The organism is Pengzhenrongella phosphoraccumulans (genome assembly GCF_045689905.1).
Classification (GTDB): domain Bacteria; phylum Actinomycetota; class Actinomycetes; order Actinomycetales; family Cellulomonadaceae; genus Pengzhenrongella; species Pengzhenrongella phosphoraccumulans.
In genome coordinates this window covers 1753402-1778277 of sequence record NZ_CP144210.1, presented here as the reverse complement: position 1 = coordinate 1778277, position 24876 = coordinate 1753402, and the positions used below count along the sequence as shown (strand labels likewise).

General features: G+C 71.3%; 23 protein-coding genes. 17 read left to right on the top strand and 6 right to left on the bottom strand.

Going from position 1 to position 24876, the window contains the following annotated elements; translation table 11 throughout:
- Nucleotides 1–68 precede the first annotated feature (68 nt).
- The 3 genes from VTA80_RS08260 to VTA80_RS08250 all read left to right on the top strand — a co-directional run bounded on the left by VTA80_RS08260 (nucleotide 69) and on the right by VTA80_RS08250 (nucleotide 2662).
- Nucleotides 69–1445, top strand: coding sequence for an amino acid permease (locus VTA80_RS08260; protein ID WP_407344908.1), 1377 nt, complete (start codon nucleotides 69–71; stop codon nucleotides 1443–1445).
- A 55-nt stretch (nucleotides 1446–1500) separates the two neighbouring features.
- On the top strand, nucleotides 1501–1806 hold the full coding sequence (locus VTA80_RS08255; protein WP_407344907.1) for a hypothetical protein: 306 nt from the start codon (nucleotides 1501–1503) through the stop codon (nucleotides 1804–1806).
- Nucleotides 1807–1966: 160 nt separating this feature from the next.
- The gene (locus VTA80_RS08250; RefSeq protein ID WP_407344906.1) at nucleotides 1967–2662 is read left to right on the top strand and encodes a FadR/GntR family transcriptional regulator; all 696 of its coding nucleotides are present in this window, start codon (nucleotides 1967–1969) and stop codon (nucleotides 2660–2662) included.
- On the opposite strand, the gene VTA80_RS08245 is transcribed toward VTA80_RS08250, so the two are convergent.
- Together VTA80_RS08245 and pgm are read right to left on the bottom strand one after the other, a co-directional pair.
- Complete coding sequence (locus VTA80_RS08245; protein ID WP_407344905.1) at nucleotides 2659–3939, bottom strand: MFS transporter; 1281 nt, start codon at nucleotides 3937–3939, stop codon at nucleotides 2659–2661. The two genes, VTA80_RS08250 and VTA80_RS08245, sit on opposite strands and share 4 nt — an antisense overlap.
- 78 nt (nucleotides 3940–4017) lie before the next feature.
- Nucleotides 4018–5703 (bottom strand): phosphoglucomutase (alpha-D-glucose-1,6-bisphosphate-dependent), encoded by a 1686-nt coding sequence (gene pgm, locus VTA80_RS08240; RefSeq protein ID WP_407345730.1) that lies wholly within the window; start codon nucleotides 5701–5703, stop codon nucleotides 4018–4020.
- A 62-nt stretch (nucleotides 5704–5765) separates the two neighbouring features.
- Between pgm and VTA80_RS08235 the strand changes: the two genes are divergently transcribed.
- The 5 genes from VTA80_RS08235 to VTA80_RS08215 all read left to right on the top strand — a co-directional run bounded on the left by VTA80_RS08235 (nucleotide 5766) and on the right by VTA80_RS08215 (nucleotide 9065).
- Complete coding sequence (locus tag VTA80_RS08235) at nucleotides 5766–6083, top strand: rhodanese-like domain-containing protein (RefSeq protein WP_407344904.1); 318 nt, start codon at nucleotides 5766–5768, stop codon at nucleotides 6081–6083.
- A 54-nt stretch (nucleotides 6084–6137) separates the two neighbouring features.
- Nucleotides 6138–6965 carry a DUF5926 family protein gene (locus tag VTA80_RS08230; RefSeq protein ID WP_407344903.1) on the top strand — a complete coding sequence of 276 codons (828 nt, stop codon included), beginning with the start codon at nucleotides 6138–6140 and terminating at the stop codon, nucleotides 6963–6965.
- A gap of 342 nt (nucleotides 6966–7307) precedes the next feature.
- A complete protein-coding gene (locus tag VTA80_RS08225; RefSeq protein ID WP_407345728.1) occupies nucleotides 7308–8096 on the top strand; it encodes a glycosyltransferase family 2 protein in 789 nt (262 codons plus the stop codon).
- Nucleotides 8097–8287: 191 nt separating this feature from the next.
- On the top strand, nucleotides 8288–8524 hold the full coding sequence (locus VTA80_RS08220) for a helix-turn-helix domain-containing protein (protein ID WP_407344902.1): 237 nt from the start codon (nucleotides 8288–8290) through the stop codon (nucleotides 8522–8524).
- Nucleotides 8517–9065 (top strand): Clp protease N-terminal domain-containing protein, encoded by a 549-nt coding sequence (locus VTA80_RS08215; RefSeq protein ID WP_407344901.1) that lies wholly within the window; start codon nucleotides 8517–8519, stop codon nucleotides 9063–9065. The genes VTA80_RS08220 and VTA80_RS08215 overlap by 8 nt, the downstream gene beginning before the upstream one ends.
- 48 nt (nucleotides 9066–9113) lie before the next feature.
- Here VTA80_RS08215 and VTA80_RS08210 read toward each other — a convergent pair whose 3' ends face one another.
- Nucleotides 9114–11561: a hypothetical protein gene (locus tag VTA80_RS08210; RefSeq protein ID WP_407344900.1), complete on the bottom strand. Its 2448-nt coding sequence runs from the start codon at nucleotides 11559–11561 to the stop codon at nucleotides 9114–9116.
- Nucleotides 11562–11666: 105 nt separating this feature from the next.
- On the opposite strand from VTA80_RS08210, the gene pheA reads away from it, so the two are divergent.
- Complete coding sequence (gene pheA / locus VTA80_RS08205) at nucleotides 11667–12620, top strand: prephenate dehydratase (protein ID WP_407344899.1); 954 nt, start codon at nucleotides 11667–11669, stop codon at nucleotides 12618–12620.
- Nucleotides 12621–12641: 21 nt separating this feature from the next.
- On the opposite strand, the gene VTA80_RS08200 is transcribed toward pheA, so the two are convergent.
- The gene (locus VTA80_RS08200; RefSeq protein WP_407344898.1) at nucleotides 12642–13766 is read right to left on the bottom strand and encodes a diacylglycerol/lipid kinase family protein; all 1125 of its coding nucleotides are present in this window, start codon (nucleotides 13764–13766) and stop codon (nucleotides 12642–12644) included.
- A gap of 93 nt (nucleotides 13767–13859) precedes the next feature.
- Between VTA80_RS08200 and serS the strand changes: the two genes are divergently transcribed.
- The 8 genes from serS to VTA80_RS08160 all read left to right on the top strand — a co-directional run bounded on the left by serS (nucleotide 13860) and on the right by VTA80_RS08160 (nucleotide 23181).
- The gene (serS, locus tag VTA80_RS08195; protein ID WP_407344897.1) at nucleotides 13860–15146 is read left to right on the top strand and encodes a serine--tRNA ligase; all 1287 of its coding nucleotides are present in this window, start codon (nucleotides 13860–13862) and stop codon (nucleotides 15144–15146) included.
- Nucleotides 15143–16024, top strand: coding sequence for an HAD family hydrolase (locus tag VTA80_RS08190; protein WP_407344896.1), 882 nt, complete (start codon nucleotides 15143–15145; stop codon nucleotides 16022–16024). Before serS ends, VTA80_RS08190 begins: the two co-directional genes overlap by 4 nt.
- 53 nt (nucleotides 16025–16077) lie before the next feature.
- A complete protein-coding gene (locus VTA80_RS08185) occupies nucleotides 16078–17118 on the top strand; it encodes a LacI family DNA-binding transcriptional regulator (protein WP_407344895.1) in 1041 nt (346 codons plus the stop codon).
- Between the two features lie 127 nt (nucleotides 17119–17245).
- On the top strand, nucleotides 17246–18613 hold the full coding sequence (locus tag VTA80_RS08180) for an ABC transporter substrate-binding protein (protein ID WP_407344894.1): 1368 nt from the start codon (nucleotides 17246–17248) through the stop codon (nucleotides 18611–18613).
- A 136-nt stretch (nucleotides 18614–18749) separates the two neighbouring features.
- Nucleotides 18750–19688, top strand: coding sequence for a carbohydrate ABC transporter permease (locus tag VTA80_RS08175; RefSeq protein WP_407344893.1), 939 nt, complete (start codon nucleotides 18750–18752; stop codon nucleotides 19686–19688).
- Nucleotides 19685–20617 (top strand): carbohydrate ABC transporter permease, encoded by a 933-nt coding sequence (locus tag VTA80_RS08170; protein WP_407344892.1) that lies wholly within the window; start codon nucleotides 19685–19687, stop codon nucleotides 20615–20617. Before VTA80_RS08175 ends, VTA80_RS08170 begins: the two co-directional genes overlap by 4 nt.
- 147 nt (nucleotides 20618–20764) lie before the next feature.
- A complete protein-coding gene (gene gtfA / locus VTA80_RS08165) occupies nucleotides 20765–22255 on the top strand; it encodes a sucrose phosphorylase (protein WP_407344891.1) in 1491 nt (496 codons plus the stop codon).
- A gap of 35 nt (nucleotides 22256–22290) precedes the next feature.
- Nucleotides 22291–23181 (top strand): EamA family transporter, encoded by an 891-nt coding sequence (locus VTA80_RS08160; RefSeq protein ID WP_407344890.1) that lies wholly within the window; start codon nucleotides 22291–22293, stop codon nucleotides 23179–23181.
- On the opposite strand, the gene VTA80_RS08155 is transcribed toward VTA80_RS08160, so the two are convergent.
- Both VTA80_RS08155 and VTA80_RS08150 read right to left on the bottom strand, forming a co-directional pair.
- Nucleotides 23178–23738 carry a bacterial proteasome activator family protein gene (locus VTA80_RS08155; RefSeq protein ID WP_407344889.1) on the bottom strand — a complete coding sequence of 187 codons (561 nt, stop codon included), beginning with the start codon at nucleotides 23736–23738 and terminating at the stop codon, nucleotides 23178–23180. The genes VTA80_RS08160 and VTA80_RS08155 overlap by 4 nt on opposite strands.
- A gap of 40 nt (nucleotides 23739–23778) precedes the next feature.
- On the bottom strand, nucleotides 23779–24756 hold the full coding sequence (locus VTA80_RS08150) for an NAD(P)H-quinone oxidoreductase (RefSeq protein ID WP_407344888.1): 978 nt from the start codon (nucleotides 24754–24756) through the stop codon (nucleotides 23779–23781).
- Between the last annotated feature and the right edge of the window lie 120 nt (nucleotides 24757–24876).

The following is a 24876-nucleotide window of genomic DNA, read 5'->3' as shown; positions in this document are numbered from 1 at the left end:
CCCCAGTCTGGGAGTGTGCTGGGAAGGCGTCCAATCGGGCACCGGGATCCGGTCGGTACCCTCGCCGCGTGCCAGGCAACGAAACCGAGCAGCTCGGGACCGGACTCAAGGTCCGCCACCTCACCATGATGGGCCTCGGGTCCGCGATCGGGGCGGGCCTCTTCCTCGCCACCGGGATCGGCATCCGCACAGCCGGACCGGCGATCCTGGTCTCCTACGTGCTCGCCGGCGTCCTCGTGGCGCTCGTCATGCGGATGCTCGCCGAGATGGCCGCCGCCCTGCCGTCGAGCGGGTCGTTCTCGACCTACGCGGAGGAGGGGATCGGCCGCTGGGCCGGGTTCACCCTCGGCTGGGTCTACTGGTTCACGCTGATCATGGTGCTCGGGGTCGAGCTCACCGGCGCGTCCGCCCTCATCCACGGGTGGGCGCCCGGCGTGCCGCAGTGGGTCGTGGCCCTCGCGCTGATCGGATTCTTCGCCGTGGTCAACCTCGTCGGGGTGCGCAGCTTCGGAGAGTTCGAGTTCTGGTTCGCCGCGCTCAAGGTCGCCGCCATCGTGATCTTCCTCGTGGTCGGCCTGCTGCTCGTCTTCGGCCTGCTGCCGGGCACCACCCCGGTCGGCCTCACGAACCTGCTCGGCGAGGGCGGGTTCGCCCCGAACGGCCTCGGTCAGGTGGCCACCGGCCTGCTCGTCGTGGTCTTCGCGTTCGGCGGCATCGAGATCGTCACGATCGCCGCCGCCGAGTCCGACGATCCGCAGCGCAGCATCGCCGCTGCCGCCCGCAGCGTCGTGTGGCGGATCCTGCTGTTCTACGTCGGCTCGGTCGCGATCATGGTGTTCGTGCTGCCGTGGAACTCGCCCGCGCTGCTCGCGGGGCCGTTCGTGGCCGTCCTCGAGCTCGCCGGCATCCCGGGGCTCGCCCTGATGATGGAGGTCGTCGTCGTCGTGGCTCTCATGTCGGCGTTCAACGCCAACGTCTACGGCACCTCGCGGATGGCCTTCTCACTCGCGCAGCGTGGTGACGGACCGCGCGGGCTCCTGCGGGTCTCCCGGCATGACGTACCGATCGCGGCGGTGCTCGTCTCGGTCGTGTTCGCGCTGATCAGCGTGCTGCTGAACTGGCTGCTCCCGGAGCAGCTGCTCGGGCTCCTGCTCAACGCCGTGGGCTCGTCCCTCATCGTCATCTGGATCGTCATCGCGATCTCCCAGCTGCGGCTGCGCCGCCGGCTCGAGGCCGAGGGGCTCCTCACCGTCCGGATGTGGTGCTTCCCGTACCTGAGCTGGCTCACCCTGGGCCTGCTGGTCGCGCTCGTCGGTCTCATGCTCACGGACGACGGCGCCCGCCCCCAGGTCTTCGCGACCGCGGTGCTGGTCGCCGTCGTCGTCGGGATCTACTTCGCGCGCGAATTCGCACGTCGGTCCGCCGAGCACCGGCGACTGCGATAGGGCCCTACGCTCGCTCGCAGGGCGGGGGATCCCGCGCAGCGAGGAGGGGTCGAGCATGCAGTCGAAGGCAGCGTTCATCATCGGGGCCGGTCTGGGGTACCTCCTGGGGACCCGCAAGGGACGAGAGCAGCTGGACAGGGCCAAGGAGTGGACCCAGGAGGCGTGGGCGGACCCTCGGGTTCAGGCCCAGGTCAACGACCTGAGCACGAAGGCGACGGAGTTCGCCAAGACGGAGGGCTCGGCGCTCAAGGAGCGCGTGGCGGAGTTCGCGAAGACCGAGGGGTCGGCGCTCAAGGAGAAGCTGGCGGGCACGGTCGAGTACGTCGTCGACTCGCGCGAGGACGGTGCCGGGCGCCACTGACCTCACCCGGCAGGCGCATCCGGCCGGGTGAAACGGACAATGGGCTGTCGCGACTCGGTCCCGATTCACGGGCGCTCCACCGGTAAGCGGTGTAGCGTCGCGCGACGAGAACCATATGCATTCGGGTCAGAATGCACAATTGAGACAGCGGAGGCCGGCGATGTCCGAAGGACTGCATACCTCCGTGCTCGACACTCTCGGGCGTGAGATCACCGCCGGTGATCTCAAAGCCGGCAACGTGCTGACGCTCGAGCGTCTCCAGCACCGGTTCGGTGTCTCCCGCACGGTGGCGCGCGAGTGCATGCGCCTGCTCGAGCAGCTCCAGCTCGTGACCTCAGGACGCCGCGTGGGGATCGTGGTGCGTCCGATCGACGACTGGGACCTCCTCGATCCGCGGATCATCCGCTGGCGCCTGGGCGGCCCCGGACGCACCGACCAGCTGCGCTCGCTGAACGAGCTGAGGGTCGCCGTCGAGCCGCTCGCCGCGGGCGCTGCGGCGCGGAACGCCACCGAGGACGAGCGGACCGAGCTCGTCATGATCGCGGACCAGATGCGCGCCGCGAACGAGGCCCACTCGAGCGAGCAGTACCTGGCGCTCGACATCTCTTTCCACACCGCCGTGCTCCGCGCCAGCCGCAACGAGATGTTCTCGGCACTGCGGGACGTGTTCGCCGAGGTGCTCGTGGGTCGCACCCACGAGGGGCTGGCACAGCGCGAGCCCGGGGCGGCGTCGCTCGACGGGCACGACACCGTGGCGAACGCGATCCTGCTCGGCAAGGACGACGAGGCCGAGCGGGTCATGCGCGAGATCATGACGGCGGCGCGCGCCCACATCCGCGACTTCGACGGCTTCTAAGGCGCGGCGTCGTCGCTTCCCTCGACGGTGACGGGGCCGGCGCCCGCCCGCAGGGTGCCGAGCGAGGCCAGGACCGCCACGACGGCGCAGCCGGCGGACGCCGCGACGACCAGGAAGCCGCCGTGCGAGCCCTGCCGGTCGATGAGCATCCCCGCGATCGACGACCCGAGCGAGACGCCGACGCCGAGCGTCGTACCGACCCAGGTGAGCCCCTCGGTGAGCCGGTCGGCCGGGACGAAGTGCTGGACCAGCCCGTTGCCGTTGATGAGCGTGGGCGCGATCGCGAACCCGGTGAGGAACATGACCAGGGCGAGCATCGGGATGCTGTTGACCAGGAAGAACAGCGAGACGCCGAACGCGAGCGCGACCATGCCGATCGCGAACCGCTGCCACAGGGGGGTCCGCCAGTGCCGCGCGCCGTACCCGAGCCCGGAGAGCATCGACCCGAACGCGAACGCGGCAAGGACGAACCCCGCGGACCCCTTCGAGCCCTGCTCCTGCGCGAACGCGACCGTCGCGACGTCGGTAGCCCCGAAGATCCCGCCCATCGCGACGAACACGATGGCCAGCACGGCCATGCCCGGTGACCGCAGGACGCTGCGCGTGCGGACGCGGGGAACCGCTGCGTCAGAGGTCGTCGCAGCTGCGGTGTCGCGCTGCACGCGCGCGGGCGGTTCGGTGCCGCTCAGCGAGAGGAAGAGGTACCCGCCGACGATCAGCGCGACGATCGGCACGATCAGGCCCGCCGACGGCGCGACCGACGTCGCGAGCACGGTCGCGAGCACCGGTCCGACGACGAACACGACCTCGTCGAGAGCGGACTCGAGCGAGTACGCGGTGTGCAGCTGGCGGGCGTCGTCGAGCACGTACGACCAGCGGGCCCGCACGAGCGAACCGAACGAGCCGGCCGGCACCCCCGCGACGATCGCCGTGACGTAGAGCCAGAACGGCGGCGCCTCGACGCTCGCGGCGACGATCAGGGCCGCCAGCCCGACGCAGGCGATCGCGATCGCCGGCCGCATGATCCGCGCCTGGCCGTGCCGGTCCACGTACCGCGCCAGCTGCGGCCCGCAGACCGCGTTGGAGATCACGTAGACGGCGGAGATCCGCCCGGCTAGCCCGTAGGAGTCGTAGATCGCCGACACCATGAGCACGATCCCGATCCCGACCATCGAGATCGGGAGCCGCGCGAGCACGCCGGCGGCTGAGAACGCGAGCGTGCCGGGCGTGCGGAGGATGACGCTGTAGGGCCGCTGCACCCGGACAGTGTCCCTCATGGCCGACCCCGACCGGCGACCCGACCAGGCCAGCGGCTCAGGCCCCTGGCCCGAGCCGCCGACCTGCGTGCGCCCAGGTCAGGCCAGTGCGTCGGAGACGACGGCCTTCGCCTCGACCTGGACCAGCGCGAGGTGCTCGGCCGAGATGAACGACTCGGCGTAGATCTTGTAGACGTTCTCCGTGCCCGACGGACGCGCGGCGAACCAGGCGTTCTCGGTCGTGACCTTGAGGCCGCCGATCGACGCCCCGTTGCCGGGTGCCGTGGTGAGCTTGGCGGTGATCGGCTCGCCGGCGAGCGAGGTCGAGCGGACCTGGTCGGGGGTCAGCTTGCCGAGGGTCGCCTTCTCGGCCAGGGTCGCCGGTGCGTCGACCCGGGCGTACCAGGACTCGCCGAACTGCTCGACGAGGGCCGCGTGGTGCTGCGACGCGGAGCGGCCCGTCGTCGCCTGGATCTCGGCGGCGAGCAGCGCCAGCAGGATGCCGTCCTTGTCCGTGGTCCACACGCTGCCGTCGGTGCGCAGGAAGGAGGCGCCGGCGGACTCCTCGCCACCGAACCCGACCGAGCCGTTGAGCAGGCCCGGCACGAACCACTTGAACCCGACGGGGACCTCGAGCAGCGTGCGCCCGAGCGACCCGGCGACCCGGTCGATGAGGGCCGACGACACGAGGGTCTTGCCGATCGCTGCCTTCGCCGGCCAGCGCGGGCGCGCGCCGGAGAACAGGTACTGGATCGCGACCGCGAGGTAGTGGTTGGGGTTCATCAGCCCCGCGTCCGGGGTGACGATGCCGTGCCGGTCGGAGTCGGCGTCGTTGCCGGTCGCCAGGTCGTACGGTGCGCCACCGCCGGTCCCGTCGCCCGCCATGATCCGCACGAGCGAGGCCATGGCCGACGGCGACGAGCAGTCCATCCGGATCTTGCCGTCCCAGTCGAGCGTCATGAACTCCCAGCGCGGGTCGACCCGCGGGTTGACCACCGTGAGGTCGAGCCCGTGCCGCTCGGCGATCGCGGCCCAGTACTCGACGGACGCGCCCCCGAGCGGATCGGCGCCGATCCGGACACCGGCGGCGCGGATCGCGTCGAGGTCGAGCACATTCGGCAGGTCGTCCACGTAGGCAGCCATGAAGTCGTGCCGCCGGGTCGTGTCGGCCGCGAGGGCCGTCTCGAGGCTCACACGCCGAACCTGTCCGACGCCGGTGCGCAGGATCTCGTTGGCGCGCGCCGCGATCCAGTTGGTGGCGTCCGAGTCCGCCGGACCGCCGTGCGGCGGGTTGTACTTGAAACCGCCGTCGCGCGGCGGGTTGTGCGACGGGGTGACGACGATCCCGTCCGCAAGGCTGGGACCCTGGGTGCGCACGCCGGCGGAGGTGGCCGCACCGTTGTGCAGCAGGATCGCGTGGGAGACGGCCGGCGTCGGCGTGTAGGAGTCGCGCGCGTCGATGTGGACCTCGACGTCGGCGGCGGCCAGCACCTCGAGCGCCGTCTTCCAGGCCGGCAGAGACAGCGCGTGCGTGTCGCGGCCGATGAACAGGGGGCCATCGGTGCCCTGCGCCCGGCGGTACTCGACGATGGCGGCGGTGATCGCGAGGATGTGCGGTTCGTTGAACGCGCCGTCGAGGCTCGCGCCGCGGTGGCCGGAGGTGCCGAACACGACCTGCTGGGCGACGTCGCCCAGATCGGGGCTGCGATCGTAGTAGGCACCGATCACGGCGTCCGTGTCGATGAGGTCGGATGGCTGGGCGGGGGTACCGGCGCGCGGGTCCATGGCGTCGATGCTCTCACTCCTGCGCCAGGGGTGGAGCACGGTCCGCACCGTAGGCTTGCGCCATGTCCCTGTCCGCCCTCCCCACCGTGAACGTCAGCGAGCTCGACCCGACCGCGCCCATCCCGCCCGGGACGACGCTGGTCGACGTGCGCGAGCAGAACGAGTGGGACGCAGGGCACGCGCCGGGTGCGGTGCATCTCCCGCTCGGTGAGCTCATCGCGCGGGTGGGCGAGCTGCCCGCCGGCCGGTTGCTGATCATGTGCCACCTGGGCGGTCGGTCCGCCCGGGCGACCGCGTGGCTCAACGGCGCCGGCTTCGACGCGGTGAACCTCGACGGCGGCATGGTCGACTGGACCCGCGCGGGCCTGCCCGTCGTCTGAGTAAGTCGTCTGAGTAAAGGGGGGCTTCGCGCGGTACCCCGGTACGCTGCGCGCATGGCCAAAAAACCTTCCGTCGAGTTCGTGCTGCGCCCGTTCGAGGGCCTGCCCGGTGAGCCCGACTGGGTCGCGATGCGCGAGGTGGTCCCCGCGGCGACCGCCACCGTCCGCACGACCGCCGAGTACGGCTCGCGCGACGTCGTCATCACCACGGTGCTGCCCATGGCGTGGCCCGCGCTGCACCGCGCCGACGGCGTCGTCCTGGTCGCGCTGCAGACCAGCTCGAGCTTCGGTGACCCGAGCCGCGATGTCGCCGCCGTCCTGCTCGAGGCGCTGGAGCTCGAGCCCGGCACCCCCGTCGCGACGGCGACGGCGCCCGGCCCCGGCCCGCGGCTGCAAGACGTGCTCGACCTGACCCACCCGTTCGACGTGACGGTGCACGACGGCTTCGACTTCTGGCTCGCGCCCGACGCGGACGTCAACGACGAGGTGCGGCTGTCCCTCGAGCAGGCCAACGAGTCGATCATCCCGACCCGCAAGCTCGCGAGTGTCGACTCGGCGTACTGGTGCCGGATGCGTGACCGCGAGTACCTGCGCTGGGCGATGCCGTACGACGAGCAGCAGCTCGTCGACGCGCTCGCCCGCCTGCAGGGCGAGCGGACGTCCGGGATCGCCGGCGGCAAGCTCGTCGGCTACTTCCGTTCGACCGGCGTGGTCGTGCCGGTGTGGGACCTGACCGCCGGCACCGAGGCGGACGACGTCGAGGAGCCCGCCCGCGAGTTCCTCGCCCGGCTCGAGGCGGCGCTCGCCGACACGTCCCCGCTCGACGCGAACGCGCGCCGGGCCCGGGCGGGACTCGTGTCCCGCCAGGTCACGCTGCGCTGACGGGGGCTGACGGGTGCTGACCGCGGGCTCGACGGCGTGGCCGATCCAGGGCGCGTGGCTAGGGTGGAACGCGTGACTGGGCAGATGTCCGACGAGGACGCCACCGACGGGAATCCCCAGGTGCGTGACCGGGCGGTCGACGACGGTGTCGACACGGCCGGAAGCGTCACCGCCGGGGCCGAGGTCGTCGAGCCGGTTGCGAGCGCAGAGCTCGTCGAGAGTACAGAGCCGGTCGCGAGTACAGAGCTGGGCGAGAGTGCCGAGTCGCCGTCGGGCAAGGGCAGCCGCAGCCGTAAGGGTCGCAAGGCCGCGCTGCTCGCCAGTGCGACCGCGGGCTCGCTCTTGTCGCCGACGCACAAGGTCGCCCACTCGGGACGCACCCGGCAGCGGGTCGCCGTGATCATCCCGGCCAAGGACGAGTCGCGGCGGATCGCGGCGACGGTCCGGTCGGCGCGCGCGATCCCCCACGTCGACCTCGTGCTCGTGGTCGACGACGGCAGCGCGGACAACACGCAGCACGTCGCGCGCGAGGCGGGCGCCGTCGTCGTGCGCCACTCGCACAACCGCGGCAAGGCGGCGGCGATGGAGACGGGCGCCGCGATCGTCGCGATGCGCGACACCGAGGACCGCCCGCCGCGGCTCCTGCTGTTCATCGACGGTGACCTGGGCGACAGCGCGGTGAACACCGCACCCCTCGTCCCGCCGGTTCTGGAGCGGGCCGCCGATGTGTCGATCGCGCTCCTGCCGCCGCAGGTCGGCGCGGGCGGGCGCGGGATCGTCGTCGGCGCCGCGCGTCGGGCGATCACCTCGCTGACGGGGTGGACCCCGACCCAGCCGCTGTCCGGGATGCGCTGCCTGACCCGGGCCGCGTTCGAGGCCGCCACCCCGCTCGCGCGCGGGTGGGGGGTCGAGACCGGCATGACGATCGACCTGCTGCGGCAGGGCTTTGTCGCGGTCGAGGTCCCGTGCGAGCTGCGCCACCGCCCGTCCGGCACCGACCTCAAGGGCCAGCTGCACCGCGCCGCCCAGTACCGCGACGTGATGCTCGCGGTGACGAACCGCCGCGTCCGAGGCGCAGCGGGAGCGGTGCGGGCCAAGGTGACCAACCCCACCCCCCCCACCCACCGCTGACCCCACCCCCGCGAACCTCCCCCCGCGACCACCCCGCGAAACCCACCCCCGCGAACTCGGACATTCCCTTCGAACTCGCACACCAGGGTGTGCGAGTTCGAGGCAAACCTCCGAGTTCGGGGTCCGGGACGAACACAATCCAGGTCGTCAAGGACTATTGACAAGTCGTTGTCGTCAATTATTCTTGACGGATGACCACGACACCTGACCTGGCTTCAGCAGCAAGTGGCGCCGACCCTCGCGTGGGACTGAAGGCTGCCTCGGCGCTGCGGCGCCTGGCCGAGACCCTCGAGGCCGCGCAAGTCGCGAACGCCCGCCGCCAGGGGTGGTCCTGGCAGGAGATCGCCGAAGTACTCGGCGTGACCAAGCAAGCAGCGCACCAGAAGCATTCAGCGTCCGAGAAGAAGAGAGGTGGTCGAGATGTTTGAGCGTTTCAGCGAAGGCGCCCGAGCCGTCGTCGTGGTCGCGAGAGAGCAGGCCGTCGCACTCGGTCACGACTCCATCGGCACCCAGCACCTGCTGCTGGGCATGCTCAGTCCCGAAACCGGCGCCGCATCCCAGGTCCTCCACGACGCGGGGCTGGAGACGGATCTGGTGCGTGACGCCGTCCGGCGCCGCACCCCAGCGGATGGCGACCTGACCGCGGACGATGCTGACGCGCTGCGGACCCTCGGCATCGACCTCGACGTCGTGCTCGAGCGTCTGGAGGCTTCGTTCGGTCCGCAGTCCGTGCCGAGAAGCGAGCCGCGCCGCGGCCGGGTAGGGATGTCCCGCACTGCCAAGAAGACGCTCCAGCTGGCCTTGCGTGAAGCAGTCTGGCTCAAGGCCGGGAACATCGGCAGCGAGCACCTTCTGCTCGGGCTGCTCCGGTGCGACGACACCGACATCAACGCGATCCTGGCTGAAACCGGCATCGAGCCCGACGACCTCCGCTCAGCCACCCTCCGGGCCATCGGTCGCGCCGCCTGACCACGACCGGCTCACGCCCACGTGCGTCGAAGCAGTGCGGGTGGAGGTTCAGCGGGGTCGGGGGCGGACGCTCAGCATCCAGGCCGCGCACGCTGCGACCAGCAGGGGGACGATCACCGCGATGCCGACCGCGGGGATGACGATGCCCGAGTCGTTCAGGGCGAAGCCGATGCCGAGGGCGGTCGCGAGGGCGATCAGGCCCGGGCGCAGCATGGGGGCGTCCGTGCCGAGCTGGGTCAGCGGGGCGCCGGCCGAGAGCCAGCCGAACGGACCGCCGTCGGGCGCGTTCGCGATGGCCCGCAGGGGCCGCCCGAGCACCAGCACCACGAGCGCGAGGCCGCCGAGCGCCAGCAGGGTCAGCGCGCTGCCGAACAGGATCTCGAAGTTCGCGGACGCCTTGCGGGTGATGACGGGCAGGATTCCGCCGTCGAGCACGGTCTGCACGAAGCGTCCGAGGTGGGTCTGGGAGTCGGCGGGTCGCAGCCAGTCGATGATCGCGAAGCTGATGACGACGGCGGCTCCCGCGCCCAGCACCCCGATCGCCTTGCCCCACCCGACCCGGATACCCGCGGCGAGCAGTGCGAGCACCGCGAACGCCGGGACGAGCGCGGGCGGACCGCCGAAGTCGGCGCCGAGGCCGGGCAGGCCGTCGAGCGCCGTCGCCACCAGGCCGATGACGGCGACCACCGCGGCCGCCCGGCCACGTTGGCCCCGTCGGACGAGCGGGTTGGCGATCGCGACGGCGAGCAGGATGGACGAGGCAGCGAAGAGCGCGAACGCCTGGTTGTTGAACCCGTAGAACCGCGCCCCCACGAGCGGCTGGACGCCCATCAGGGCCGAGATCTGCAGCCGGGCGCCGGTGGCGATGTCCACCGCGATGACGGTCGCGGTGATCGCCGCGACGACCCCGAGCGGGCCCAGCAGCCACGACTTCCACCGCGGCAGCAGCGCGAGCGTGGTGATGACCGCGACCCACCCGAGGATCAGGGCGCTGAGCGCGTACGACGGCGGCTGGACGCGCCACCACGGCGTGAGGTTGGCGAGGAATGTCGCCACGGGGATGGACGCGACCGCGACCCCGGCTACGCGCAACGCCCCGAGCACCATGCTCGGCTGGCTCGTCATCGTGTTCGCGACGGCGCGCCCGACCCGGCCGGGGAGCGCGCGGTTCAGCCCGCTGCTGAGGCGGGCGAGCACGACGCCGTTCAGCCCCAGGGTCACCAGCGCGTACAGGACGAGGTTGATGACGATGAGGAGCGTGAAGAACGGGCCGACGAGGGGCCGGACCGCCAGGGCGTGCCGGTCCTGGTCGATCATCGCCGCGACGCGCTGGCTCGCGAGCGGTGGCCCCGGAACGGCCACGACGGGCGACCCGACCAGCGCCCCGGGCAGGACCTCGTCGCGGATCCCGAGCGCCGAGATCACCGTGGGGGCGATGTCGGTCGGCATCAGGAAACCGGGCTGCCGGGTCGAGCGCGACTCGAGCAGGGTCTGCGTGTAGCTCGCACCCCCGGGCACCGCGCTCGGTCCCGCGGCGGCGGCGAGCTGCAGGTGCGGCTGGCGTCCGGAGTCGGCGAGCGAGGCGACCAGCACGGTGGTGTCCCGCCCCGTCGCCTCGACGGCCTCGAGCACGGCACGGATCCGCTCGTCGATCGTGCGGACCTGCTCGGCCCGCGTGGGTTCGGTCACGGCGTCCGGCGCCGTGAGGTCGCCGTCGGGCACCTCCCCGGGTTCGGGGACCGGGGTCACCCCGGGGTCCGGCTGGCCGTCCCCGTTGAGATCGATCCCGGACGCCGGCCGGTCCACGGTGAGCTGGCCTGGGTCGCGGACCGTGCCGACGTCGACCACCACCAGCTGGGAGTCGTCGAGCGCCCCCTCGGTCGCGTCGGCGAGCGCGTCGGGGGCGATCGGTCGGCGCAGGTGCGTGCCGACGGGCAGGCCGTCCGAGTCGGAGAGCGCGATGGCGGCGCCGGGGCCGATCCCGGTCGCGACGACGCCCGCCTGGGCGAGGGTGTCGCCGAGGAGGCCGGGCTGGGCGTCGTAGCTGTCCTGGGCGGCCTTCTGGAGGTAGTCGGCCCAGCCGGGCACGAGCCCGTCCGTGGCGGGTTCCCGCAGCCGACGGCACTCGCCGAACGTCGCGCCTTCCAGGTCGCCGGCGCGAGCGCCGGCCGACACGGCCAGCCAACCGTCGGCGGGGCAGGCGAACGAGCGCAGGCTGCGCACGGCCACCGTCCCGACGGATCCAGCGCGCGAGAGGTCCCACAGCGCGGGGGTCGTCAGCGCGCCGACGTCCTCCCAGCGCAGACCGGTCGCGCCGATGAGGACGACCGGGTTCGTGGCCGGTTCGGCCGTCGTCGACGTCGTCGCTGCGTCCGAGGGAGCGGGCGTCGGGCCCGCCGCCGCAGCGGTCGAGGTCCCGCCGAACACGGCCAGTGCTCCGACCGTCAGCACCGCGGCAGCGGAGAAGGCGCGGGCAAGGCGGGCAGGAGCGGGCATCCACCCAGCCTACGGGCGGCGCGTACCCGGCTGCCGTGGTCGATGCCCGACGCCGCTAGGCTCGGCTCCGCGCCCGTGAACCACCCCGCCGAAGGAGCCCTGCCGATGGCCGGTCCGACCCGCCTGCCGCGCTACGCCTACCTCGGCCCGGCGGGCACGTTCACCGAGGCCGCGCTGCGCCAGTTCGCCCGACCGGACGAGGCCGAGTACGTGCCCCTGGTCGACGTCATCTCCGCGCTCGAGGCCGTGCGCACCGGTCGGGCGGACTACGCCGTCGTGCCGATCGAGAACTCGGTCGAGGGCGGGGTGACCGCGACCCTGGACACCTTGGCCACCGGCGACGCGCTCGTGCTGCTGCGCGAGGTGGTCGTGCCGGTCTCGTTCGTGCTGGCCGCCCGGGCCGGCACGGTGCTCGCGGACGTCACCCGCGTGTCCACCCACCCGCACGCGTGGGCGCAGTGCCGGGGCTGGTTCAACGCCAACCTGCCCGCCGCGGTGCACGTCCCCGCGACGTCGACGGCGGCCGCCGGCGCCCTGCTCGCCGACACCGCGCCGGGCCACGACCCGGGGTTCGACGCCGCGCTGGTCTCGCCGTTGAGCGCCGATCTGTACGGGCTCGAGGTGCTGGCCGACCACGTCGCGGACAACGAGTCAGCGGTCACCCGGTTCGTCGTCGTCGGTCTGCCGGGGAAGCTGCCGGCGCCGACAGGGGCGGACAAGACCTCGCTCGTTGTGCACCTGGCGAGCAACGAGTCCGGCGCGCTGCTCGCGATGCTCGAGCAGTTCGCGGCGCGGGGCGTCAACCTGTCGCGGATCGAGTCGCGACCGCTCGGGGACCGGCTGGGTCGGTACTCCTTCTCGATCGACGCCGAGGGCCATCTCGCCGACGAGCGGGTGTCCGAGGCCCTGATCGGGCTGCACCGCGTGTGCCCGTACGTGCGCTTCCTCGGCTCGTACCCACGCGCCGACGGTGCGGTCACGGCGGTCACCCCCGGCACGGCCGACGCCGATTTCATCGCCGCCCGAACCTGGCTCGCGACCCTGCGCCCCTCGACCTGACCGGACGTCTCGCCGCAGGGTTCAGGCGCGGATCACCAGGGCGCCGGGATCGACGCGCGCCGTGATCTCCAGGGCTCGGCCCAGGACGTCGCCGTCCACCTGGACCGCTTCGGGACGGTCGGCGACGACGTGCACCGTGCGCGCCCTGGCGTGGTCGATGCGGCCGATCTTGCCGCGCAGGTCGTTGCGCAGGCCGACGCCCTGCAGCCCGACCTCCCCGAGCAGCTGGGCCCAGCCCGCGAGGCCGCCGCGGGTGTCGATGGCGGCGATGTCGAGCCAGCCGTCGTCGAGCACGGCGTCGGGCAGCAGCGTGATCCCGCCCGGGAGGCGCCCGCAGTTGCCGACCAGCAGGCTCCGCACCCGGCGTGCGACGACCGGCTTGTCGTCGAGCGTGATCCGCAGCTTCGGCCGACGACCGTGCAGGTGGCGCGCCCCGGCGAGGAAGTAGGCGATCCAGCCGATGCGCGCCTTGAGCTCCTCGTCGGTGTCGGCCACCATCGCGCCGTCGAAGCCGAGACCCGCGATGACCAGGAAGATGTGCTCGTGCAGCTCGCGAAACGGCGCAGCGTGGGGATCGTCGGGCACCGCGCGAGCCACGCGCAGCCAGCCGACGTCGATCGGTCGACCCGGAGCGGTCAGCGCGAGGCGCAAGAGCTCGGGCATGTCGGTGAGCGGCAGGTCCAGGTTCCGGGCGAGCAGGTTGCCGGTGCCCTGGGGGATCAGCCCCATGGGTACCCCGCTGCCCGCGAGGGCCTCGGCGACCGCGCGCACGGTGCCGTCACCGCCGACAGCGATCACCGCGACGGCGCCCAGCTCGATCGCCTTGCGAGCCTGGCCGACCCCCGGGTCGGCGACCGTCGTCTCGAACCAGAGCGGCTCGGGCATGAACCGCGCCGCGCACGCCTGGATGGCGGCGTCGCGCAGCTCGCTCGCGCCCGGCTTGGTCGGGTTCGCGACGAACGCGACCAGGTCGCCGCGCGTCGGCGCGGGGGCCAGCGGCTGCACCTCGGCGGGAGCCGGCGCGAATGTGGCGATCAAGCGCCGGGCCGCCTGTCCACCTGCGGCGCGGCGGGCCGACAGGGAGAGCACGAGTGCCCCGCCCGCGAGCACCAGGGCGATCAGGCTGAGCCATTCGGACCAGGACATGACGCAACGTTAGGGCCAGAGCGACGCGGGCGCGCACCGCTTGCCCCGGCCGGTCGGGGCCGCCGCAGCGAACTGGGTCGTTACCCTCAGGGGGTGATCGACCTGCGAATCCTCCGTGAGAACCCCGAGCTAGTCCGTACGAGCCAGCGCGCGCGCGGCGACGACCCCGCGCTCGTGGACGCCGTGCTCGACGCCGACTCCCGGCGTCGTGCCGCGCTCACCGACTTCGAACGGCTGCGCGCCGAGCAGAAGTCGCTCGGCAAGCAGGTCGCCGACGCGCAGGGTGAGGAGAAGACGAGCCTGCTCACCCACACCAAGGCGCTCTCGCGCGAGGTCAAGGCCCGCCAGGCCGATGCTGACGCGGCCGATGCGCTGCTCACCGAGACCGCGTACAAGATCGCGAACGTCGTCGAGGAGGGGGTGCCCGTCGGCGGCGAGGACGACTACGTCGTGCTGCGGACCGAGGGCGCCGTACGCGACTTCGCCGCCGAGTACGGACCCGACTTCCGGGTGCGTGACCACCTCGAGCTGGGCGAGATGCTCGGTGCGATCGACACCGAGCGGGGCGCCAAGGTCTCCGGCTCGCGGTTCTACTTCCTCACCGGGATCGGTGCGCGCCTCGAGCTCGCGCTGCTCAACGCGGCCATGGACACCGCGCTCGCGGCCGGGTTCACGCCCATGATCACCCCGACGATGGTCCGGCCCGAGATGATGGCCGGCACGGGGTTCCTCGGCGCGCACGCCGACGAGATCTACCGGCTCGAGGCAGACGACCTGTACCTGACCGGCACGAGCGAGGTCGCGCTCGCCGGGTACCACTCGGGGGAGATCCTCGACCTGACCGCGGGACCGAAGCGCTACGCCGGTTGGTCCGCGTGCTACCGGCGCGAGGCCGGCTCGTACGGCAAGGACACCCGCGGCATCATCCGGGTCCACCAGTTCCACAAGGTCGAGATGTTCAGCTACACCTCCGTCGAGGACGCCGCGGCCGAGCACCGCCGCCTGCTCGGCTTCGAGGAGGCCATGCTCGCCAAGGTCGAGCTGCCGTACCGCGTGATCAACACCGCCGCGGGAGACCTCGGGATGAGCGCCGCGCAGAAGTTCGACTGCGAGGCGTGGTTGCCGACCCAGAACCGGTTCCTCGAGCTGACCTCGACCTCGAACTGCACGACGTTCCAGGCCCGCCGGCTGAACACGCGCGAGCGGACTGCCTCGGGCGAGACGCGTCCGGTCGCCACCGTCAACGGCACGCTCGCCACGACCCGGTGGATCGTCGCGATCCTGGAGAACCACCAGCAGGCCGACGGCTCGGTGCGCGTGCCGGCGGGCCTGCGCGGCTACCTCGGCGGCCTCGAGGTGCTCGAGCCGGTCACGCGGTGAGCAGCCTCTCGAGGGGCTCGGCGGGTTCGATGGGCGACCCGCCCCCGGCCGCGTCGGGGGTCGGTCGCTCCGGGCTCGTCGGGTCCGGACCGATTCTCGTCGCGCTCGACATCGACGGCACCCTGATGACGTACGACGGCGTGCTCTCGGACGACCTGCGCGCGGCGATCACCGCGCTGCGGCTCGCGGGGGCGAACCTTGTCCTGGCGACCGGGCGCTCGATCCACGCGACCATGCCGGTCGTGCGCGAGCTCGGCCTCACGAGCGGCTGGGCGGTCTGCTCCAACGGTGCGGTCACCGTCCGGCTCGACGCCGAAGCCGACGCCGGCTACGAGGTGATCGACCGCATCACGTTCGATCCCGGCCCCGCGCTGCGGCTCATGCACGCCGAGCTCCCGGATGCCCACTTCGCGGTCGAGGACCTCGACTCCGGCTTCCGCATGAACAAGCTCTTCCCCGCGGGCGAGCTCGCCGGGCACCACGAGGTCGTCGACCTCGAGGATCTCTGGAGCGACCACGTCACCCGGCTCGTCGTGCGCAGCCCGGGTCACACCAACCAGGAGTTCCACGACCTCGTGCAGCGGATGGGCCTCGACGAGGTCATGTACGCCGTCGGCTGGACGGCGTGGATGGACATCGCCCCGAAGGGGGTCTCGAAGGCCAGCGCGCTCGAGGTCGTCCGGCGCCGGCTCGGGGTCGAGCCCGCGCGCACGGTCGCGATCGGTGACGGCAACAACGACCTGCAGATGATCGACTGGGCCGCGCGCGGGGTCGCGATGGGCCACGCCCCGCAGACCGTCCGGGAGGTCGCCGACGAGGTCACCGGCACGATCGACGACGACGGCGCCGTCGTCGTCCTGCGTAGCCTGCTGCGCTGACCGCTGTGGCTCCGGGTGGACGCCCGCCCCTGGCGGGTGGCACAGTCACGGGCGTGGCGCATGGCATCGATGACGTTGCCCGAGTCGCTGGGGTCTCCACGGCGACGGTCTCCCGTGCGCTCCGAGGCCTGCCCAACGTCTCCGCTGCGACGCGCGAGCGGGTTCAGTCCGCGGCCGCCCAGCTGGGGTACGTCGCGTCGCCGTCGGCGGCCTCGTTGGCCTCGGGCCGCACCCGGACGATCGGTCTGCTGACCCCGTTCGTCAACCACTGGTTCTTCTCGAACGTCATCGAGGGCGCGGAGCAGGCGCTGCGCGCGCAGGGCTACGACGCGCTCCTGCACACCTTCGAGGTCTCCCGGCGTGCACCCCGGCTCCGGGTCGACCCGGACGTGCTGCGCCGCCGGGTCGACGGGATCCTCATCGTCGGCTTCCCGCTCGACGAGGCGGAGGTCCAGTCGTTGCTGAGCCTCGGGCACCCCATGATCTTCATCGGGTCGAGCGTGCCGGGCCAGGTCACCATCCGGCTCGACGACTACGCGACCGGGCGGGAAGCCACCGAGCACCTCCTCGGCCTGGGCCACCGCTGGATCGGGCACATCAGCGGCTCGCCCGACGACGTGACCCCCTTCTCGCCGCCGGTCGCGCGGCGCCGGGGCTGGCTCACGGCCCTCGAGGACGCCGGGCTCCCGCACGGGCCGGAGCTCGAGGTGCACGGGCACTTCGACCTCGACGGTGGCAGGGAGTCGATGCACCTGCTCTTCCGGCAGTGCCCGGACGTCACGGCGGTCTTCGCGGCATCGGACGAGATGGCGATGGGCGCGATCCTCGCCGCCCGCGATCGGGGCCTGCGCGTCCCCGAGGACCTGTCGGTCATCGGCATCGACGGGCACGACCTCGGCGAGCTCGTCGGGCTGACGACGATGGTCCAGCCCGCCGTCGACGAGGGGGCGAAAGCGGCCTCCCTCCTGCTGCAGATGATCGCGGGGATACCCGTCCCGGGCGATGTCGTCTACCAGACGGAGCTGATCGAACGGGGATCGACCGGACCTCCCCGTTCGGCCACAGCAGATGAGACCAAATTGTTACCTGATTGAGGCCCGTTATCGCTTGCATCTGCCAGATGTAAGCGCTTACATAGTGCCCAAGGCCCGTACGGCGCAAGACTTCTAAGCGCTCGATCCGTGCGAGTTTCCATGACCACAACGCAGTGGAGGTCACCAGATGTCCAGCATTCGTTCTCGCCGCGTCCTCGCGGCGGTCGCAGGGGGGCTGGGGTTCGCCCTCGTCCTGACGGCGTGTTCCAGCTCAGACTCGGGCAGCAGCAGCACGAGCTCCGCGAGCGGCGACTGCGCTGCTTTTGCGTCCTACGGAGACCTGTCCGGCAAGGAGGTCAATGTCTACACCGGCATCGTGACCCCCGAGGACACGCCGTACATGGACTCCTACAAGCCGTTCGAGGACTGCACCGGCGCCAAGATCAACTACACCGGCGACAAGGCCTTCGAGACGCAGATCCTGGTCCGGGCCAAGGCGGGCAACCCGCCCGACATCGCGATCGTGCCGCAGCCGGGCCTGCTCCAGCAGCTCGTGGCGACCGGTGCCGCGGTCGAGGCTCCCAAGGCTGTCTCCGACAACGTCGACAAGTTCTGGGGCGCTGACTGGAAGGCCTACGGCTCGGTCGACGGCAAGTTCTACGCCGCACCGTCCGGGGCTTCCGTGAAGTCGCTCGTCTGGTACTCCCCGTCGGAGTTCGCCGACGCCGGCTACAAGGTCCCCACGACGCTCGACGAGCTCAAGACGCTCTCCGACACCATCGCGGCCACGGGCAAGAAGCCGTGGTGCGCAGGCATCGGCAGTGGTGAGGCCACCGGTTGGCCGATCACTGACTGGATGGAGGACTTCATGCTCCGTCTGTCCGGGCCGGACGTCTACGACCAGTGGGTCACCCACGAGATCGCGTTCAACTCGGCTGCCCCCACCGCGGCGCTCGACGCCGTCGGCGGGTACCTGAAGAACGACGCGTACGTCAACGGCGGGCTCGGCGACGTCAAGTCCATCGCATCGACGACCTTCCAGGACGGCGGCCTGCCGATCCTTGAGGGCACGTGCTCCCTGCACCGTCAGGCGAGCTTCTACGCGTCGAACTTCCCGGAAGGCACGAAGGTCGCCAAGGACGGCGACATCTTCGCGTTCTACCTGCCGGGCGTGAAGGCTGACGACCACCCCGTCCTCGGTGGTGGCGAGTTCAACCTCGCGTTCTCCGACAAGCCTGAGGTCCAGGCCTTCCAGACCTACCTCTCCACCGACCTGTGGGCCAACACCAAGGCCAAGATCAGCTCGGAAGCCACTGGTGGCGGCTGGATCAGCGCCAACAAGGGCCTCGAGGTGGCGAACCTGACGAACCCGATCGACGAACTCGCCGCGACGATTCTTCAGGACCCGAACACGGTCTTCCGTTTCGACGGCTCGGACATGATGCCCGCTGCCATCGGCTCGAACGCGTTCTGGAAGCAGGCGACCAACTGGATCACCGGTCAGAGCACCAAGGACACGGTCGACAACATCGAAGCGGCGTGGCCCGCTTCCTGAACGACCGGTTCTGACCTGATTTGACCGATCCGCGGCGGCCCGGGCGTGCATGCGAACTGCGTGCACGCCCGGGTACCCGTTCGCTCTCACGAGGAGGTGATGAGCTCAGATGGAAACTGCATCGAAATTCTTGTCCATGGCTCTCGCAATTCTGATCTTCGTTGCGGTGGTGGGGGTCATCCTCTTCATCGCGGGACGGTCGGAGCGCAAGGGTTCTTCGCGCGTCGCATTCCTGTTCCTGCTGCCGACCGGAGTCATGCTCACGATCGGGCTCCTGTACCCGGCGGTACGGACGATGTACTACTCGTTCTTCAACGCCGCGGGTGACGCCTTCATCGGCATCGGCAACTACCAGACGATCTTCGGGTCGGCCGAGCAGCTGACGGTGCTGCGCAACACGGCGCTGTGGGTGCTGCTGACGCCCTTCCTGGCGACCGCGATCGGGCTGCTCTACGCGATCCTCGTGGACGGTGCCCGCGGCGAGGCGCTGTCGAAGGCGCTGATCTTCCTGCCGATGTCGATCTCGTTCGTCGCGGCGTCGATCATCTGGAAGTTCATGTACGCGTTCCGGCCCGACCAGGGGAACATCAACCAGATCGGGCTGCTCAACCAGATCCTCGTGTGGATCGGGTTGCCTCCTCAACAGTTCCTCATCAATACGCCGTGGAACACGTTCTTCCTCATCGCCGTGATGATCTGGATCCAGGCTGGGTTCGCCATGACGATCCTGTCGGCCTCGATCAAGGCCATCCCGGACGACGTCATCGAGGCGGCTCGCCTCGACGGGGTCAACCCGGTCGAGATGTTCCGGTACGTCACCCTGCCCGCGATCCGGCCGTCGGTCGTGGTCGTCCTCTCGACCATCGCCATCGGCACCCTCAAGGTCTTCGACGTCGTGCGCACGATGACCGGCGGGCAGTTCGATACCAGCGTCGTCGCGAACGAGTTCTACTCCCAGAGCTTCCGCAGCGACAACCAGGGACTCGGTGCGGCGCTCGCCGTGCTGCTCTTCGTCCTGGTCATTCCTATCGTGGTCTACAACGTCCACCAGCTGCGCGCTTCGGAGGCACGATGAGCACCGTGACGCCCCAGCTCGACCTCACGCCCGAGGAGATGGCTGCACTCAAGGCCAAGACCTCGCTCGCCGGCCGGGCCGCGATCAATGCGAAAAAGAAGCTGACCTCGCCGTGGGCCTCCTTCGCCGCGGTCGTCCTCGCCGTCCTGTGGACCATCCCGACCTTCGGTCTGCTGGTGACCTCGTTCCGCCCCGAGAAGGCGATCAAGACGACGGGTTGGTGGACGTTCTTCTCCAACCCGGAGGTCACCCTCGAGAACTACAAGACCGTCCTGAGCACGGAGGGTTCTGCAGGGCTCGGCGGATACGTCATCAACTCGTTCGTGATCGTCATCCCCGCGGTGATCATCCCGATCTGTCTGGCGATCATGGCCGCGTACGCCTTCGCCTGGATCGACTTCCGTGGGCGGAACATGCTGTTCGTCGCCGTGTTCGCGCTGCAGATCGTGCCGATCCAGGTCACGTTGATCCCGCTGCTCACGCTCTTCGTGGACGCTGGGATCCCGCCGTTCTGGCGGATCTGGTTATCGCACTCGACCTTCGCGCTCCCGCTCGCGATCTTCCTGCTCCACAACTTCATGAAGGAGATCCCGAAGGAGCTCATCGAAGCGGCTCGGGTCGACGGTGCCGGCCACGTGAAGATCCTCTTCCGGGTGCTCCTGCCACTCATGGTTCCTGCGCTGGCTGCGTTCGGGATCTTCCAGTTCCTCTGGGTCTGGAACGACCTTCTGGTCGCTCTGACGTTCGCCGGCGACGCCAACGCGTCCCCGATCACGGTGGGGCTCGCGAACCTCAGCGGTACCCGTGACAACGCGTGGCAGCTGCTGTCGGCAGGTGCTTTCGTGGCGATCATCGTCCCGGTCGCCGTGTTCATCACCCTCCAGCGGTTCTTCGTCCGCGGGCTCCTCGCGGGTTCGGTGAAGGGCTGAAAGTGCTCCACCGGTCGGTCCGCGCGTCGCGATAGAACGACGTGCGGGCCGACCGCTGCTGTGTGGCGCAGGAACGTCTGCGTCGGGAACCTCCCGCCGCGCCGCCCGCGCGGCCATCCACAACTTGAGCACCGGAGAGCGAGCGTCATGGACACGGCCGAGGTACGCGAAGGCGTCCAGCTGATTGCGTATGCGGACCGGTTCGGCGGCAGCGTCGGCGCGCTCCGGGAGGTGCTCGACGGCCCGTTGGCCGGCCTGTTCACCGGGGTCCACATCCTCCCGTTCTTCACGCCGTTCGACGGCGCCGATGCCGGCTTCGACCCCGTGGACCACGCCGCCGTGGACCCGCGCCTGGGCACCTGGGACGACGTGCGCGCTCTCGGGGCCGAGTACACGCTGATGGTCGACCTCATCGTCAACCACGTCTCGGCGGACTCGGCCGAGTTCCAGGACGTGCTGGCGCGTGGCGACGACTCCCCGCACGCCGGGATGTTCCTCACGATGGACGACGTCTACCCGCTCGGGGCGACCGAAGCCGACCTGGTCGGCATCTACCGCCCGCGGCCCGGCCTGCCGTTCGCCGTCCTGACCCTCGGGAAGCGCAAACGCCTCGTGTGGACCACTTTCACGAGCCAGCAGATCGACCTCAACCTGGCCAACCCCACCGCGCGCGCCTACCTCGACCGGGTGCTCACCACGCTCGCCGACGGCGGCGTCTCGATGGTGCGGCTGGACGCCGTCGGGTACGCGGTCAAGACAGCCGGCACGTCGTCGTTCATGACGCCGCAGACGTTCACCTTCATCGACCAGCTGACCGCCCAGGCGCGTGCGCTCGGCGTGCAGGTGCTCGTCGAGATCCACGCGCACTTCGAGCGGCAGATCGCCATCGGCTCCGCGGTGGACCGCGTCTACGACTTCGCGCTCCCGCCGCTCCTGCTGCACTCGCTGTTCACCGGCGACGCCGCCCCGCTGCACCGGTGGCTCGACGTCCGCCCGGTCAACGCCGTCACCGTGCTCGACACGCACGACGGGATCGGCGTGATCGACGTCGGCCCCGACCAGATGGGCGACGGCCGCCCCGGGCTGCTGACGCCGGACCAGGTGCACGACCTGGTCGAGGGCATCCACGAGCGCTCGGGCGGGCACTCGCGCCAGGCGACCGGGTGGGCCGCCTCCAACCTGGACGTCTACCAGGTCAACTGCACGTACTACGACGCGCTCGGCCGGGACGACGTCGCCTACCTGATCGCTCGCGCGATGCAGTTCTTCACCCCCGGGATCCCGCAGGTCTACTACGTCGGGCTGCTCGCGGGGGGCAACGACATGGACCTGTTGGCCGCGTCCGGCGTCGGCCGGGACATCAACCGCCATCGCTACACGCGCACCGAGATCGACGCCGAGCTCCAGCGCCCGGTCGTCGCGGCGCTCGCGGGGCTGATCCGGCTCCGCAACACCCACGCGGCCTTCGGCGGCGAGTGCACGGTCGGTGGCGAGGGCGAGCGGCTGAGCCTGACCTGGACCGACGGCGAGCACACCGCGTCGCTCGACGTCGCGTTCGCGAGCCGCCGCGTCACGCTGATGTGGACGGGCGAGGACGGGAACATGCGCGTCTGCAACGACCTGCTCGAGCTCGCCTGACGCCCACCGCGCAGAGGGCGCACTACCGTGTGGGCGTGCAACCCCGACCCGGCCCCGGCTCAGCCCTCGATCGGGTCCCCGCGCTCGCGCTGTTCGTCGTCTCGGGCCTGACCCAGTATCTGGGCGCAGCCCTGGCGGTGGGCCTGTTCGCGGTGATCGCCGCGCCGAACGTCGCGTGGCTGCGGATCGTCGTCGCCGCGGGGGTGCTGCTCGCGTGGCGCCGCCCGTGGCGGGTGCGCTGGTCGCGCCGCGACCTGCTCGCGGTCGCGGCGTTCGGCACGGTCCTGGCCTCCATGAACGTCACCTTCTACTTCGCCATCGACCGCCTGCCGCTGGGCACGGTCGTCGCGATCGAGTTCATCGGACCGATCGCGGTGGCGGCGATCACGGGGCGCGGCCGACGCGAGCGGTTCGGGATCGCGCTCGCGGCCGCCGGCGTCGCCCTGCTCGCGGGGGTGACGCTCACGCAGGATGCCGGGCCGGACGCCGTCGTCGGCCTGGTCGCGACCCTCGCCGCGGCGGCGTGCTGGGCGGGCTACATCGTGCTCGGCCGGCGGGTGGCCATGAAGGGTTCGGGGGTGACGTCGCTGTCGTTGGCCATGACCGCCGGCGCGATCGTGTTCGCCCCGTTCCTGGCGCGCGGGGCCGCTCCCGTGCTGCACGACTGGCGGCTCGCCGCGGCCGTGCTCGGGATCGCGGTGCTCTCGTCGGTGATCCCCTACGCGATCGAGCAGGTCGTGCTGCGTCGCGTCACCGCCGCCACGTTCGCGGTGATGCTCGCGCTGCTGCCCGCGACGGCGGCGCTGGTGGGCGCCGTCGTCCTACGCCAGCTCCCGACGCTCCTGGAGCTGGTCGGCCTCCTGGCGGTCTCGGCCGCGATCGCCCTCACCACCACTCCCCAACCCCAAGCCCACAAACGCGGTTAGAGGTATTGGCCCGGGGCCTCGGGGAGTGGGGCGGCTACCGCGCCCAGCTCGGTGAGGGCTGGGGGGAGGGAGCGGCGCATGTTGGCCAGCTGGGACTGGGCCGCCATCTGCTGGGCCACCAGCGCGGTCTGGATGCCGTGGAACAGGCCCTCCAGCCAGCCGACGAGCTGGGCCTGGGCGATCCGCAGCTCGGCGTCGGACGGCACCTCGTCGACCCCCAGCGGCAGCGTGATGCGGTGCAGCTCCGCGACCAGCTCCGGGGACAGCCCGTCCTCGAGCTCGCGCAACGAGCGTTCGTGCACGGCCGCCAGGCGCGCGCGGGCCGCCTCGTCGAGCGGTGCGCTGCGGACCTCCTCGAGCAGCTGCTTGATCATCGTCCCGATACGCATGACCTTCGCGGGCTGGTCGACCATCTCGGTGGGGTTCTCCGCGGTGTCGTCCGGCTCTGCAGTGGTGCTCACCTCCGGGCCGACGACGACGCCGCGCGCCGGAGTCGACCCGTCGGGCGCGCGCTCGGCAGGGGCCTGGGGTGCGGCTGAGCCGTCGTCGTCGGTCATCTAGCCATCATCGCCCGACGGCGCAGGTGCTGCCCGCGCATCACGGGATCAGCAGCACCTTGCCGAACACCTGGCCGGACTCGAGCAGCTCGTGGGCCGCGGCCGCCTCGTCGAACGGGAGCCGCGCATGGACGATCGGCCGGAGCCGGCCGTCGTCGAGCATCGGCCAGGCGGCGGCCCGCACGGCCGCGACGATGGCTGCCTTCTCCTGCGCCGGGCGGGCGCGCAACGTGGTGCCGATGATCGACGCGCGCTTCGCCAGGAGCAGCCCGAGGTCGAGGTCCGCGTGCCGTCCCTGCTGCATCCCGATCACGACGAGCCTGCCCCCGATCGCGAGCGACGCCAGGTTCGCAGCCAGCGCACCCCCGCCGAGCACGTCGAGCACGACGTCGACGCCACCGCCGCCGGTCGCGTCCAGCACCGCGCGAACCGGGTCCTGCGCCCGGTGGTCGACGACGACCTCGGCCCCGAGGTCCGCGCACCGGGCGGCCCGCTCGGGCCCGCCGGCGGTCGCCACGACGTGCGCGCCGAGGGCGACGGCGAGCTGGATCGCGATCGATCCGACGCCGCCCGAACCGCCCTGGATGAGCACCCACTGGCCGGCCCGCAGCGAACCGGCGTCGACCAGGTTCGACCACGCGGTGCACACCGCCTCCGGGAGGGCGGCGGCGCTCACCAGGTCCAGCCCCGCCGGCACCGGGAGGAGCTGGGTGGCCGGCGCGACCACGAGATCGGCGTAGCCGCCGCCGCTGAGCAGCGCACAGACCCGGGTGCCGACCGGCCAGCTCGACACCCCCGGCCCGACCGCGGCGATCGTGCCAGACACCTCGAGCCCGGGCCAGAGCGGAGTGCCCGCGGGCGGCGGGTAGTGTCCCTCGCGCTGGAGGACGTCGGCGCGGTTGATCCCCGCCGCGGCGACGTCGATCAGCACCTCACCCCCACCCGGGGCGGGGTCGGGGAAGGTTCGTTCGGCGAGGACGTGGGGTCCTCCGGGGGTAGTGATCGTCACGGCGCGCACGTCTGGGAGCGTAGCGGGACGGGACGAATGGGGCGCTCAGGCGAATGCGCAGACGAATATCGCCTTCGGCCTTATAACCTGCCGATCACGCGCCGATGGGATGTGAACGGCACCAGACCG